General features: G+C 60.6%; 12 protein-coding genes. 4 read left to right on the top strand and 8 right to left on the bottom strand.

Annotation, left to right across the window (positions count from 1 at the left end):
• Nucleotides 1–626: 626 nt before the first annotated feature.
• The 4 genes from MHH62_RS05020 to MHH62_RS05005 form a co-directional block, all read right to left on the bottom strand.
• Nucleotides 627–1,967, bottom strand: coding sequence for an LLM class flavin-dependent oxidoreductase (locus MHH62_RS05020; protein WP_060767288.1), 1,341 nt, complete (start codon nt 1,965–1,967; stop codon nt 627–629).
• A 10-nt stretch (nt 1,968–1,977) separates the two neighbouring features.
• Nucleotides 1,978–2,952 (bottom strand): ABC transporter substrate-binding protein, encoded by a 975-nt coding sequence (locus MHH62_RS05015; RefSeq protein WP_020302880.1) that lies wholly within the window; start codon nt 2,950–2,952, stop codon nt 1,978–1,980.
• An 82-nt stretch (nt 2,953–3,034) separates the two neighbouring features.
• Nucleotides 3,035–4,618: a rhodanese-related sulfurtransferase gene (locus MHH62_RS05010; RefSeq protein WP_020302881.1), complete on the bottom strand. Its 1,584-nt coding sequence runs from the start codon at nt 4,616–4,618 to the stop codon at nt 3,035–3,037.
• Nucleotides 4,615–5,226 carry a cysteine dioxygenase gene (locus tag MHH62_RS05005; RefSeq protein ID WP_032901907.1) on the bottom strand — a complete coding sequence of 204 codons (612 nt, stop codon included), beginning with the start codon at nt 5,224–5,226 and terminating at the stop codon, nt 4,615–4,617. The genes MHH62_RS05010 and MHH62_RS05005 overlap by 4 nt, the downstream gene beginning before the upstream one ends.
• 213 nt (nt 5,227–5,439) lie before the next feature.
• Between MHH62_RS05005 and MHH62_RS05000 the strand changes: the two genes are divergently transcribed.
• The gene (locus MHH62_RS05000; RefSeq protein ID WP_020302883.1) at nt 5,440–6,345 is read left to right on the top strand and encodes a LysR family transcriptional regulator; all 906 of its coding nucleotides are present in this window, start codon (nt 5,440–5,442) and stop codon (nt 6,343–6,345) included.
• A 556-nt stretch (nt 6,346–6,901) separates the two neighbouring features.
• Here MHH62_RS05000 and MHH62_RS04995 read toward each other — a convergent pair.
• The 3 genes from MHH62_RS04995 to MHH62_RS04985 all read right to left on the bottom strand — a co-directional run bounded on the left by MHH62_RS04995 (nt 6,902) and on the right by MHH62_RS04985 (nt 8,900).
• The gene (locus MHH62_RS04995) at nt 6,902–7,504 is read right to left on the bottom strand and encodes an IS3 family transposase (protein WP_178128916.1); all 603 of its coding nucleotides are present in this window, start codon (nt 7,502–7,504) and stop codon (nt 6,902–6,904) included.
• Entirely contained in the window at nt 7,501–7,794 is a 294-nt protein-coding gene (locus MHH62_RS04990; RefSeq protein WP_020300742.1) for a transposase, read from the bottom strand. Before MHH62_RS04990 ends, MHH62_RS04995 begins: the two co-directional genes overlap by 4 nt.
• Before the next feature lie 320 nt (nt 7,795–8,114).
• The gene (locus MHH62_RS04985) at nt 8,115–8,900 is read right to left on the bottom strand and encodes a DeoR/GlpR family DNA-binding transcription regulator (RefSeq protein WP_038449901.1); all 786 of its coding nucleotides are present in this window, start codon (nt 8,898–8,900) and stop codon (nt 8,115–8,117) included.
• A gap of 120 nt (nt 8,901–9,020) precedes the next feature.
• Between MHH62_RS04985 and MHH62_RS04980 the strand changes: the two genes are divergently transcribed.
• Nucleotides 9,021–10,181, top strand: coding sequence for an alpha-hydroxy acid oxidase (locus MHH62_RS04980; protein WP_339232590.1), 1,161 nt, complete (start codon nt 9,021–9,023; stop codon nt 10,179–10,181).
• A gap of 192 nt (nt 10,182–10,373) precedes the next feature.
• Here the strand turns inward: MHH62_RS04980 and MHH62_RS04975 are convergent, their stop codons facing one another.
• Nucleotides 10,374–11,300, bottom strand: coding sequence for an alpha/beta hydrolase (locus MHH62_RS04975; RefSeq protein ID WP_197865759.1), 927 nt, complete (start codon nt 11,298–11,300; stop codon nt 10,374–10,376).
• 153 nt (nt 11,301–11,453) lie between these two features.
• Here MHH62_RS04975 and MHH62_RS04970 point away from each other — a divergent pair, with 153 nt between their 5' ends.
• Entirely contained in the window at nt 11,454–12,317 is an 864-nt protein-coding gene (locus MHH62_RS04970; protein ID WP_020302079.1) for an SDR family oxidoreductase, read from the top strand.
• 28 nt (nt 12,318–12,345) lie between these two features.
• The gene (locus MHH62_RS04965; protein WP_020302080.1) at nt 12,346–12,933 is read left to right on the top strand and encodes an NUDIX domain-containing protein; all 588 of its coding nucleotides are present in this window, start codon (nt 12,346–12,348) and stop codon (nt 12,931–12,933) included.
• Nucleotides 12,934–12,940: the final 7 nt, after the last annotated feature.

Here is a 12,940-nt window from a genome sequence, read left to right as displayed (position 1 = left end):
CCTGCGAAAGCGGTGGCTCAGTTGAATATTCAGTGACTGACACACCGCCTTCGCGGGCAAGCCCGCTCCCACAGGGGATCTGTGCCGGGCGCTGATTTTTTGTGGGCAATGCATGACTAGTGTGGGAGCTGGCTTGCCTGCGATAGCGGTGGCTCAGTTGAATATTCAGTGACTGACACACCGCCTTCGCGGGCAAGCCCGCTTCCACAGGGGATCTGTGCCGGGCGCTGATTTTTTGTGGGCAATGCATGACTAGTGTGGGAGCTGGCTTGCCTGCGATAGCGGTGGCTCAGTTGAATATTCAGTGACTGACACACCGCCTTCGCGGGCAAGCCCGCTCCCACAGGGGATCTGTGCCAGGCGCTGATTTTTTGTGGGCAATACATGACTAGTGTGGGAGCTGGCTTGCCTGCGAAAGCGGTGGCTCAGTTGAATATTCAGTGACTGACACACCGCCTTCGCGGGCAAGCCCGCTCCCACAGGGGATCTGTGCCGGGCGCTGATTTTGTGGGCAATACATGACCAATGTGGGAGCTGGCTTGCCTGCGATAGCGGTGGTCCAGTTGAAGATTCAGTGACTGACACACCGCTTTCGCGGGCAAGCCCGCTCTCACAGTGGAATGTGTTCAGGCCAGCGCTTTCTCGTGGGGTTCGATCACGCTGTAGCGGTTCGCTGGCACTTCCAGGCCGAGGTTGTCGCGCAATGTTCGGCCGCTGTACTCGGTACGAAACAACCCCCGCTGTTGAAGCACCGGCACCACCCACTCAGTGAAATACTGCAAGCCATCCGGCAGTACCGAATTGATAATGAAACCATCGCTGGCACCGCTCTCGAACCAGGTTTGGATCGCATCCGCGACCTGTTGCGGGGTGCCGACAAAGTCGCGCAGGGGCCGTGAGAAACGCAGGGCTACTTCGCGCAGGGTCAGGCCTTCGTCACGGGCCAGTTGCTTGATACGCTCGGAGCCACCTTTCTGGCTGTTGGCGCCCAGGTCGCCCAGTTCGGGAAAGGGCGCATCCAGCGGGTACTGGCTGAAATCATGGTCGTTGAACGGTCGGCCGAGGGCGACGATGGCGTCCTCCACAGTGACCAGCGCCACGGCTTGCTGGTAGCGGCTTTCCACTTCGGCGGCATCGCGCCCGACAATCGGGCGGATGCCCGGCAGGATCGACAGGCTGTCCGGGTCGCGGCCAAAGCCCTTGGCGCGGCGTTTCAAGTCGGCGCTGTAGGCCTTGGCCTCATCGATAGTTTCCACATGCACGAAAATCGCATCGGCGTTTTCAGCGGCAAAGTTACGCCCATCCTGCGAAGTGCCCGCCTGGAAAATCACCGGTTGGCCCTGGCGCGAACGCGCGATGTTCAGCGGGCCTTTGACCGAGAAGAACTCGCCCTTGTGGTTAAGCGCATGCAACTTGCCTGGGGTGAAGAATTCGCCGCTGTGTTTGTTATAGGCAAAGGCATCGTCCTCCCAGGAATCCCATAGGCCCTTGACCACATTCAAATGCTCCTTGGCGATGCGGTAACGCACGGCGTGGGGCGGGTGTTCGGCCTTGCCGAAATTATCGGCGGTGCCGCTCAGCCACGAGGTGACTACGTTCCAGCCAGCGCGGCCGCCGCTGATGTGGTCCAGGGAGGCGAACTGGCGTGCTACCTGGTAAGGCTCGGTGTAACTGACGGTCACGGTGGCGACCAGGCCGATGTGAGTGGTCAGCGCGGCCAAGGCCGAGAGGATCGTCAGCGGCTCGAAACGGTTGAGGTAATGGGGGCTGGACTTGGGGTGGATATGCAGGCTGTCGGCGATGAACACGAAGTCGAACCGGGCGGCTTCGGCCAGTGCGGTCTGCTGCTTGTAGAAGCCGAAATTGGTGCTGGCGTCGGGTTGTGCCTGCGGGTGGCGCCATTCGCCCCAACCGTGGCCGACACCGTGCACCATGGCACCGAGTTTCAATTGACGCGGCTTGCTCATGTTCTGCTCCTTAGCGCGAGGCTTGTTCGAGGGGGATACGCTTGGCGTTGAAGCTGGAATCGAAGCCCTGGGAGACGTCGATGTGTTTGCTCAGCAGGCCTTCTTTTACATAGGTGTCGGCGGTGGCTTGCAGGCCATGGATCACCGTATCGTCAATCGTGACCGGGGAAAGATGGGTGTCCTTGGCCACTTCGATATGCACGGCCAGTGGCAGGCCAGTGATCTTGGCTTGGGCAGCGGCGTATTGCTCGGGATGGGTATTGGCCCAGGCGTAGGCGCGATCAATGCGGGCGACAAAGTCGTCCAGTTGCACACGTTTGTCGGCAATGGCCTGGCCGGTAGCGGCGAAGTACAGATGATTGCTCAGCAGGTGCTTGCCGCTCACCAGCACGCGAGCATTGCTCTGTGAGGTGACCACGGTGGTGTAAGGGTCCCACGTCGCCCAGGCATCGGCGGTGCCGTTGTCGAGTACCAACCGGGACTCGGCGGGCAGCAGGAAGATGAACTGCACATCCTGGGTGGTCAGCCCCGCATCGTTCAGGGCCTTGATCGCCAGGTAGTGCCCGATGGAGCCGCGCCCGGTGACGATCTTCTTGCCCTTGAGGTCGGCCGCGGTCTTGATCGGTGAATCCTTGGGCACCAGCAGCGCCGTGGTGTTACGGCCTTCGGCATGGATGATGCTGATCACCTTGATCGAGGCACCGGCGCCGAGGGCGAACACATAAGGGGCATCGCCCAGGGCGCCGACATCCACAGCGCCGGCGTTCAGCGCTTCGCCCAGGGGCGAGGCCGAGGGGAATTCCGACCATTTGATCTCGTAGGGCACGTTCTGGCTTTCGCCCGAGGCTTCCAGCAGCGCCTTGATCGTGGATTTCTGGTTGGCCACGCGCAGCGGTTGCAGGTCGCCAGCCTGGACGGTGGAAAGCAGGCCGAGGGCGAGGGCAGCGCCCAGCAACAGGCGTTTGAATGGAATGGCGTACAGCATGGGAAAAACTCCAGGCGTTAGGTAAAGGAAAGTACCTCCGCCTGGAGAAGGGGTCGGTTGGGCGAAACGGTGCAGCGGTGAATCAGATCACGTAGAAGCCATGGGTGCCGTCGCGGGCCAGTTGTTCCACGAGGCCGAACTCCCAATCCAGGTAAGCCTGCATGGCTTCCCGAGGGTTGTCGGTGCCTTCGTAAGGGCGGCGGTAGCGGTCGATACGCGGGGACGCCAGGTGGCTTTCGCCTGACTCAAGGGGCAGTTGCGCTTGGATCCAGCCGGCCGTGCCGTCCTGCAGCAAAAAGACCGGCTTGCCGGTGAGGGCCTCGACTTCCGGCACGGCCAGGCGCGCCAGTTGGCTGCTGCCGCAGGTCAACACATAGCGCTGGGCGCTCGGTACCTTGCTCAGGGCCTCGGGCAGTTGCGCGCGCAGCACCCACCAGGCGCCGGGGATATGACGTTTCACGTAGTTGGCGCTGGCCGTGAAGTCCAGCACCTGCGTGTCGCCATGGCCGAGCCAGTCGGCAAGGGTATGGGGGCTGATCAGTTCGGCCTGGGGCGGCGGCGGTACTGGCGCGACCCATGCGCCGCGCTCGCTGAAGTGCTCCGCTTGCAGGTCATCCAATACGTACACCTGCCAGCCCAACTGGGCCAGCCACGACGCGGACATATTGGCGCGCACACCGTCGTCGTCCACCAGGACCAGGCGCGCACCGCGCACACTGGCAACGTGGTCGGTTTCCTGCACCAGTTGCCCGCCCGGGGTGGCACGGGCGCCCGGCAGGTGGCCGGCTTCGAATTCTTCTACGGTGCGCACATCGAACAGGTAGGTGGTGCGGGTCGCGTCCTGTTGCCAGCGGTGCAGGTCATTGAGCGTCGCACGCTTGACCCCGGCTTTATCGGCAACACCACGTGCCTTTTGGGCGGCGAGCTGGCGATGGTTTTCCGAGGTCGGCGCAAAGCGGCGCGCCTGGCCATGGGCGAGGGTCTGCCCGGCCAAGGTCCAGCCGATGGTGCCGTTGCGCAGGGCTGCCACCGGGTTGGGGAGGCCGGCGTTGATCAACGACTGGGTGCCGATAATGCTGCGGGTGCGCCCGGCGCAATTGACGATGATGCGCGTGGCTGGATCGGGCGCCAGCTCACGGGCGCGCAACACCAACTCGGCCCCCGGCACACTGATGCCGGTGGGGATGCTCATGGTCTGGTATTCGTCGAAACGGCGCGCATCGAGCACCACCACATCGGCCTGGCTGTCGAGCAGGGCCTGGACCTCTTCGGCGGCCAGGGACGGCGTGTGACGCTGGTTCTCCACCAGCTCGCCAAACGCCTTGCTGGGTACATTGACGTCGATAAACAGCTCGCCACCGGCCCGACGCCAACCGTCCAGCCCATCCTCCAGCAGGCTGACCTGGGTGTAGCCCAGTGCAACCAGGTGTTCGGCGGCGCGCTGGGCCAGCCCTTCGCCGTTGTCGTACAGGGTGACCTGGGTATCGCGGCGTGGAATGCGCGCGTACACCTCCAGTTCAAGCTTGGACAAAGGGATATTCGCGGCGAACAGAGGGTGGGCCTCGGCAAAGGGCGCTTCTTCGCGTACGTCGATCAGCGCGACTTCTTCGCGTGCCAACAGGGCCTGGCGAATCTGCGCAAAGCTGCGGGTCGATAGGGTGGTCATAGGGCAGGGCTCTTTTCTTTGGACAGGTCCCAGATGTTCGGGAGATAGGCGTTGGAATAACCGGAGATAAACAGTTTCTCGCTGCCGTCGGGTTGATACACCGCCCGGCGCACCGCGCCGATATTGGCGCCGTATACGTGGATGCTGATGGACACTTGGTCGCCGTGGGCATTGCTGACCTGATGGATATCGCCGACTTTGGGCGACACCGCCTCGACCTGGCCCGGCAGCAATTGCACGGGTTCGCCTTGCGCTACCAGGCTGCCGCCCGGTGCCCGGGCAAACCCCTGGGAAACCTCCGCGCCGCGCAACATACCGATCAGCCCCCACACCCGGTGGTCATGAATCGGCGTGCGTTGCCCTGGCCCCCACACAAAGCTGACCACGCTGAATCGCTGGCGCGAATCGGCATGTAGCAAGAATTGCTGGTAGCGCTCGGGGTCGGGCTGGGCGAATTCGTCGGGCAGCCAATCATCGTGGCTGACCAATTGCGCCAGCAACTTGCCGCCACGGTGCAGCAGGTCGCCTTCACGCGGGTTGCCGTCGATCAATTCCGCCAGGGCGCCTATGAAGGCTCTGAGTCTCTCGGGGTGTCGGGCCTGGGTCATGACCATTCCATCGGGCTGTTGGTGTATTTTTATCTAAGCATAATGTTTGTTTTTAATATGCTATTTTTTAATGATTAGCTTATAGCCGGAGGTAATTTAGAACCGGTTTGAATAGGGTTAGACGTTATTGATCACTGGCTGGGCTATCCAGACCTGTGTGCGGCCACTATGCTTCACGCACATCTTAATGACTGATCTGTATGTGCGGCCCAAATGAAAATTGACGATATCGATGCCTTTGTCGAAGTGATTCGTTGCCAGTCCATCAGCCATGCCGCCGCGTCGTTGCAGCTGACCCAGCCAGCCATCACCCGCCGCGTGCAGAACTTCGAGCAGGCTCTGGGAGTGGAACTGTTCGACCGCAACACCAAGCCCCTCAAGCCAACGCTGATCGGTACCCGTGTCTATGAGCAATGCCGGTTGATCCTGCGCGAGATGGATGCCCTGCGCGAACTGGTGGCCACCGATGCACCGCCCACCGGCGTGCTGCGCCTGGGCGTACCGCAGACCATCGGCGATGTGGTGCTGCTGGACGCACTCAAGCACCTGCGCAGCGAATACGCCGACTTGCGTGCCCAGGTTGCCACCGGCTGGGGCAGCCAATTGGTCGGCAAGATCGAACGCGGCGAACTGGATGCGGCGGTGGCGTTGTTCCCCGCGGGCAAGATCTTCCCGGACAACTTGATCGGTGAGTCCATCGGCAAGATGGAGTTGGTGGTGGTCTGTGCCAAGGCGCAATTGCCGAAGAAGCCTTGCAAGCTGGCGAACGTGTACCAGAGCGGTTGGATCCTCAACCCGGACGGCTGCGGGTTCCGTGCGGGGTTGCAGCGCACCTTGTCTGACCAGGGCCTGGCGCTGCGGGTAAACCTGGAAACCTTTGGCACTGAACTGCAACTGGGCCTGGTGGCCGACGGCCTCGGCCTTGGCCTGGTGCCACGTCCGTTGCTGGAACGCAGTGCTCATCGCGAGCAGTTGGCGGCGATGCCCCTCAAGGACTTCAAGCCGGTGATGGATTTGTGGCTGATCTATCCGCATTTTCTCGGCAACCTGCAAGGGCCGGTGGATGCTTTTGGTCAATGGGTGGCAGACGCTTTGCACAAGATCCGCAGCGCTGCCTGACGCTCTGCCAGCCGACGCTTATCCACCTGACCCCCCGGCGAACCCAATGTGGGAGCTGGCTTGCCTGCGATGACGGCCTGACAGCCGACATTTACCTACCAGACACCCCCGCAATCCAACTGTGGGAGCTGGCTTGCCTGCGATAGCGGCCTGACAGTCGATACAGTTATACCGAGTACATATCCATTCCTGCGGTAACGGCCACTTAGGGTTCCGCTTTTACAGCGGCTCACTTTTGAAAAGCGCAAAAGTAAGCATGGGCCTGTCCCCCGGCAGCGTACGCCATGAAGCTGGTTATCCAGTCTTCTGCCTCAAGCTCTTTGCATATTCGTTCGGAGAACGATACCCCAGAGCTGAGTGCAGTCGACTGCTGTTGTAAAACCCATGCACATAGCTGGCGATCGATAGCTGTGCCTGTTTTTTGGTGGGGTAGACCCCAAAAGCCTCCTCTCTTTTCAGCGTAGCGAAAAAACTCTCCGCCACTGCGTTATCCCAGCAATTTCCCTTTCGACTCATGCTCTGTTTGAAGTCCTTCTTAGCTAACGCTAGACGGAACTTACTGCTTGCGTACTGACGGGCCCTGATCGGAGTGAAATACTGCTCCGCTAGTGCCAGAACAGGCGCTCCAGGCATTCAGAAACGCACTTTCCACCAGGCCATCTGGCATGCGGTCTGACAAGCTGTAGCCCAAGATCTGGCGGGTCTGGATGCTCAACACTACGGCCAGATACAGCCAACCCTCTCTGGTTGGGAGATAGGTGATATCACTGACCCAAGTCGGAGTGGGGTTATCGATGGCAAACTGCCGCGCCACCACATTGTTCGCGACCGGCAAGTAATGGTTGCTGTCAGTGGTACAGGGCCTGAAACCGCGTTTGGACTTGCCGTGAATACCCTCCTCCTGCATCAACCGGCTGACTCGCTTGTGGCCCACTGCATACGATTTCTGGCGTAAGGCTGCGACCAACCGTGGCCGACCGTAGGTGTGTCGACTGGCCGCATAGACGCTGCGCAACTCAATGCGAATCTGAGCGTCAGGATCAGGGCGAGGCTGCCTGTGCGTGTAATCGTAGAAACCTGAAGTTGAGACTTCCATCACCCGGCACAACATACGTACCGGGTATTGAGTCCGTTCAGCAGCGACGAAGGCGTATCTCACCTGGACTCTCTGGCGAAGAATACCGCCGCCTTTTTTAGGATTTCACGCTCCATTTTTAGCTCGGCAACCTCGGCTCGCAGGCGGGCAAGCTCGCTGTCCTCCTTAGTGATGGGCTTGCGCTCGGGCGAGCTCAACGGTTGACCCTTGCGCGTGGCGTTCACCCAGTTATCGAGCGTTTTGACGGACATCTCTAGCTGGCGGGCAGCTTCGGTTCTGCCAACGCTTTCAGCTAACGCAACCGCTTGAGTCTTGAACTCATCGGTGTAGTTACGGCGAGTGGATGGATACATGGCAACCTCCAAGAGAACGATTTAAGTATCGCTTCTTGGCGTCCGTTGTCACGGGACAGGCCCAGCAAAACGCTCTTGCCCCACCACTCGGCACCTCGCTTGGGCTCGGTGTGCCCGTAATCCGCCAGTGATTTGGGGGGGCCGCCGCCACGCGCCATCCATGGCGCGGGGCGGCTAAACCGGCATCCCTGCCGGTTTACCCCCCAAATCCCTGTCGAATTCCGGCCAGCGTGGTTTAACGGGGCGCCTAAGATCAAGATCAAAAGCAGATCAAAAGCAGATCAAGATCAAGAGCGGCTCGCTTCGCATCGTGGTTTGTATCACTGCACGTCCACTCGCTGCACCTGCAACCCCAACTGTTCATATGCCTGCACATCCGGTGCATCCCACTCGGTAATCAGCGTATGAATACGGCTGCATGGCGCCACCACAAAGGGTTCCACCGCGCCGAGTTTGTCTGAGGTGGTCACGGCGATGACGTGGGACGCGCTGTCGAGCAAGGCTTGCTTGACGGCGACTTCACCAAAATGCAGCGAGGTGATGCCCACTTGCGGGTGCAATGCGCACACTCCGGTGAACAACAGGTCGGCCTTGACGCTCTGGATCAGGCGCACCGCTTCATGGCCGCCGGTGGAGAGCGTAGCGGGGTTGAGTTGGCCGCCGGCCAGGATCACTTTTATATGCGGATGGTCGGCCAGGGCGATGGCGATCATGGGGGATGGCGTGACCACAGTCAGGTGCAGTGCATGGGGCAAGCACTGCGCAATCTGCAAGGTGGTGGAGCCAGAATCGAACAGCACGATCTGGCCGTCTTCAACCCGCTCCGCCGCCACGCGGGCGAGGTGGCGCTTGACCTCGTTGGTCTCGCCGACACGGGTAAAGAAATCCTTGCCGGTGTCCTTGGGCCGGGGCAGGGCGCCGCCGTGTACGCGTTGCAACAGGCCGGCGGCAGCGAGTTCGCCAAGGTCGCGGCGGATGGTGTCCTGGGACACGGCGAAATGCTCGACCAACTCAGATGCGGTGACCTTGCCGTCGCGTTCCAGCAGCAACAAGATCTTTTGTTTGCGCAGGGAAGGCAGGTCGATGGCTTGATGAGTGTTATGCATGTTTGTGCGCTTTATTGCGGGTTTGTGCGAGATTAATCGTCAGTCCATCTAAACGCAACGGCTGGTTGCCCACGCTCCTGCCGGTTACTCTCTGTGTTCAGTTCAGGGAGAGGTAACCCGATGCCGTTGATCACAACCATCGAAGACTTACGCAAGCTGGCGCAAAAACGTGTCCCCCGCATGTTCTACGACTACGCCGATTCCGGCTCTTGGACTGAGAGCACCTACCGCGCCAACGAAACTGATTTTGCGCGTATCAAGTTCCGTCAACGGGTGGCGCGCAATATCGACGAGCGTTCGATCCGCGCCAGTATGATTGGCCAGGACATGGCCATGCCCGTGGCGCTGGCGCCGACTGGACTGGCGGGCATGCAGCATGCCGATGGCGAAATCCTCACTGCCCGTGCCGCTGCTGCGTTCGGGCTGCGCTACACCTTGTCGACCATGAGTATCTGTTCGCTGGAAGACATCGCCGAGCACGTCGGCCAGCCGTTCTGGTTCCAGCTGTATGTGATGCGCGATCGCGGTTTTATCGAGCAGTTGATCGAGCGCGCCAAGGCGGCCGGGGTGGATGCATTGGTGCTGACCCTGGATTTGCAGATTCTGGGGCAGCGCCACAAGGACTTGATCAATGGTTTGTCCGCGCCGCCCAAGCTGACCCTGCCGAACATTCTCAACATGATGACCAAGCCGCGCTGGGTGATGGGCATGCTGGTTACCCAGCGGCGTGGTTTCGGCAATATCGTCGGGCATGTGAAGGGGGTGGCCGACATGAGTTCGCTGTCGTCGTGGACCGCCCAGCAATTTGACCCGCGCCTGAGCTGGGACGATGTGGCGTGGATCAAGCGGTGCTGGGGCGGCAAGCTGATCATCAAGGGCATTCTCGATGTGGAGGATGCGCGCTTGGCGGCCGATTGCGGTGCCGATGCGTTGGTGGTGAGTAACCACGGTGGCCGGCAGCTTGATGGCGCGCCGTCGAGCATCAGCCAATTGCCGGCGATTGTCGAGGCCGTGGGCAACCGCATTGAAGTGTGGCTCGACGGGGGTATTCGTTCCGGTCAGGACGTGCTCAAGGCCATGGCGCTGGGCGCCAAGGGCACCATGATTGGCCGCCCGCACTTGTATGGGTTGGGGGCGATGGGCGAGGCGGGGGTGACCAAGGCGCTTGATATCATCGCCCGCGAACTGGATGTGTCGATGGCGCTCTGTGGCTATAAGGATATACGCGAAGTAAATCGCGAAATCCTGTTGCCCGGTACCTTTCCTGGAAGCACGGCTTGAGCAAAAAAAACGTAAAAATATAAAAAGAGTTGTCCACGAAAACCGTGGGTATCTCTGTGGATAACTTTGCGAAGGCCCGGCAGCGTTGGCGATTTCAGCGAAGATCATTATTTGATCAACTTGTATTTCGGACCAACATGGCCAGGGTTTGCGCTTGACAGCCAAGTGCGAACCCAGTGTCGAAAAGCGTATTTACGAGGCGTTATCGCGGCCTGTGGAGTGTGTCACCACCTGGGCAGGCATCTTCGTGCGCATCAGGTTTTCCAGCGCCTGGCCATAGCTGCGTCCGGCGAGGTTCATGCTGTTGTTATGGCTGGCACCGGGCACCAGCAACAGGTGTTTGGGTTGCTGGGCGGCTTCGAATAACTGCTGGCTGAAGCGCGGTGGTACGTAGCGGTCGTCGAGGCCGTGGACCACCAGCAGCGGCATGTGGATGTCGGCAATCTTGTCGATGGAGTCGAACTTCTGCGACAGCAACCAGCGCACCGGCAATGAGGTGTTGGCAACGGCCGTGGCGACATCCGCCAGGGAGGTGAACGTGGACTCGATCACCAGCCCGCGCACCGGCAATGGCACCTGCTTGCCCAACTCGGCAGCGAGGTCGATGGCGACCGCGCCACCCAGGGAGTGCCCGTAGATCAGGCGCTTGCCGGGGTCTGGTTGCAGGGTCTGGAAACGCTCCCAGGCAATGCGAGCGTCCTCGTACACCGTGGCTTCCGAGGGCAAGTCGCCCTGGCTTTGGCCAAAGCCGCGATAGTCGATGGCCAGGACCGAAAAGCCCAGGGCATGCAATTGCTCGATGCGAAACAATTGGCCCGTGAGGTTCCAGCGTACCCCGTGCAGGTAGAGGATGGCGGGCGCGTCTTTGTTGGCTGCCGGGTACCACCAGCCATGAATGTTCTGCCCTGCTTTGAAACTGGCGGGCTTGAGTTCGAATTCCTGCACCGCCTTGGGCAGGCCGGTGTACCAGCCGGCGGTTCCCGGCTCGATGCGAAACACAAGTTCGCGCTCCTTGTGTTGCAACACGGCGCAACCGACCGGCAGGCCGACAATCAACACGGCCATGCACAGCCAGACAAACCAGCGCAGGCCCCGGCGGGGCATAGAAACAGAAGACATGAAGGTTCCAGAACAAAGATGAAGCACGGGTTTTACCAGATGGCCTAGGCGGGTAGGCATTAATGCGACGGCCGTGACGGATGAAAGTGTTACAGCATTGAACAATCCTCGTGCGGGTTGTTAGGGTGAGGGGCTGAACAGGAGGAAAAACACATGGATTTCACTGGTAAAACCGCAATCGTCACCGGAGGTGCGCGTGGCTTGGGACTCAGTTATGCACGAGCACTGGCGCAGGCTGGGGCCCGTGTTGTCATCAGTGATATTGGCGCCGACAACGTGGGCACCGGCACCGATGCGTCGGTGGTGCAACAAGCCGCCGAGGCGTTGCGCGCCGAAGGGTTGATGGTAGCGGGCCATGGCGGTGACTTGTCCACGGACGAGGGGTGTCGGCAGTTGATCAGCTATACCCTCGAAACCTTCGGCCAACTCGATATTTTGATTCACAACGCCGGCTGGGTGGGCTACCAGCCCATCACAGAACTCGATGCTGCGTTCCTGCAGCGCGCCATGGACATCAACCTCTACGCACCGCTGTGGTTGTGCAAACATGCCTGGCCACATCTGCTGCGCTCTTGTGCGCCGCGCATCATCCTCACCACCTCCGACCGCGCCATGTATGCGCAATACGAACAGACCGGGCTGGTGGCCTACAGCGCTGGCAAGATGGCGCAAGTGGGGATCATGAATGCCTTGAGTCACGAAGGCGCTGAGGCCGGGGTGCTCGTCAACGCGATCTCGCCGGTGGCCAAGACGCGCATGTGGGGCGTGACCCAAGAGCCGGACGAACTCAAGCCGGATTGGGTGACGCCGGGCGTGTTGTTCCTGGCTTCCCGGCAGTGCACCGATACCGGCTATATCCTGCGCGCCAGCAATGGCCAATTCACCGCCACGCGTTTCAGTGAAAATCCTGGCGTGGATTACCCACGCAATCTTGCCCGGATCAAAGCAGGCAGTGCTGAAGAAGTGGCCGCCGCGTGGTCGCATATCAAACAGCCGCCCACCCAGGCCACCACCTGAATCTGTTTCCACCTACCAAGGCTCGACCATGAACGATAGCCCCGTGCGCATCACCGCCGAAGAAACCCTCTCGGACAACTGGTACCTGCTGAAGAAATACAGCTTCGACCTGCGCCGTCGCGACGGCAGTTGGCAAGCCCAGACCCGCGAGGTGTATGACCGGGGCAACGGTGCGACCATCCTGTTGTACAACCGTGAGCAACGCACAGTCTTGCTGATTCGCCAGTTCCGCATGCCCACGTTCGTCAACGATTACCCCGGCTACCTGATTGAAGCGGCGGCCGGTTTGCTCGATAACGCCAGCGCCGAAGAACGCATCCGCCTGGAGGCCGAGGAAGAGACCGGCTATCGCGTGGGGCATGTTGAGAAAATCTACGCGGCGTTCATGAGCCCGGGATCGGTGACCGAGCGGATTCACTTTTTTATCGGTGAATACCAGCCAGGCGACCGAGTGGGGGCGGGCGGTGGCCTGGAAGAAGAGGGCGAGGATATCGAGGTGCTGGAGCTGGGCTTTGAGCAGGCACTGGCGATGGTGCAGAGCGGGGAGATTGTGGATGGCAAGACGATCATGTTGTTGCAGCATCTGGAGCTGCGGATGTTGAAAGAGGGGTGGTGAGGTATGC

Source organism: Pseudomonas sp. FSL L8-0168, assembly GCF_037976155.1.
In the GTDB taxonomy this organism is placed as follows: Bacteria; Pseudomonadota; Gammaproteobacteria; order Pseudomonadales; family Pseudomonadaceae; genus Aquipseudomonas; species Aquipseudomonas paracarnis.
The sequence above is the reverse complement of the archived record's forward strand: the minus strand, read 5'-3'. Positions and strand labels throughout refer to the sequence as shown.